Origin of the sequence: Brachymonas moutaii (nom. illeg.), assembly GCF_049977365.1 — a bacterium.
Taxonomy (GTDB): domain Bacteria; phylum Pseudomonadota; class Gammaproteobacteria; order Burkholderiales; family Burkholderiaceae_C; genus Brachymonas.
The window spans coordinates 1-611 of sequence record NZ_JBNGEN010000030.1; the positions used below are offsets into that span (position 1 = coordinate 1).

The 611-nt window shown below is 53.5% G+C and carries 2 protein-coding genes; both read right to left on the bottom strand.

From position 1 onward, the window contains the following. Positions 1-405: hypothetical protein (locus ACP2WS_RS11290; protein WP_426460856.1), on the bottom strand; the 405-nt coding region annotated here is incomplete at its 3' end. Further along, positions 402-611, bottom strand: a 210-nt coding sequence (locus ACP2WS_RS11295) for a hypothetical protein (RefSeq protein WP_426460857.1), incomplete at its 5' end; no start/stop codon positions are given. The genes ACP2WS_RS11295 and ACP2WS_RS11290, both read right to left, overlap by 4 nt.

Here is a 611-nt window from a genome sequence, read left to right on the forward strand (position 1 = left end):
ACTTGAGCTTTTGAATTCACCTGGAGCATTGTCTATTTGGATGGTGAGCTCATACACATGTCTGGGATGTGGGTTGCGGTGCGCATAGACGGGTCCATCGCCCTTGAACGCAATCACAGGAACATCGGCGGACGCCGCAGCCATTTTGGTCATAGGATTTTGCATATGGCACGCAGAAAGACAGAGGGTGGAGAGAAGGGCTGCACTTTCGAGGACCATGTGCCGAAAGAGGGGATGGCGGTGCAGCCATGACAGGGAAAGGGGCTCCCGGTCGGCTGTGCGGGGGGTGCTGGCATGGTCAAGGATTTTGGAAGTTATTCCCTTGAGCGTCACTTGATCTTCTTTGCCTTGGGGACGAACGCCTACCCCTATATCCTTGCAGGAATGATCTGTAGAGATGCTCATGACCGTACCTCGCGGGCGGTAGCGGTGATGGTGAAGAGATTGTCACGATCTTCGGGGCTGTATTGCTCAATGTGCAAGGCCCCCCCATCAGGAAATGTACTCAACGGACCTAGATCCTTGAGACGTGGATAATTTCCTTTCCAGTAATACCTTTTCACAGGCTGACCGCTGGCCAGTTCTTTGGCATCCAGGCTGCCACTGAAACT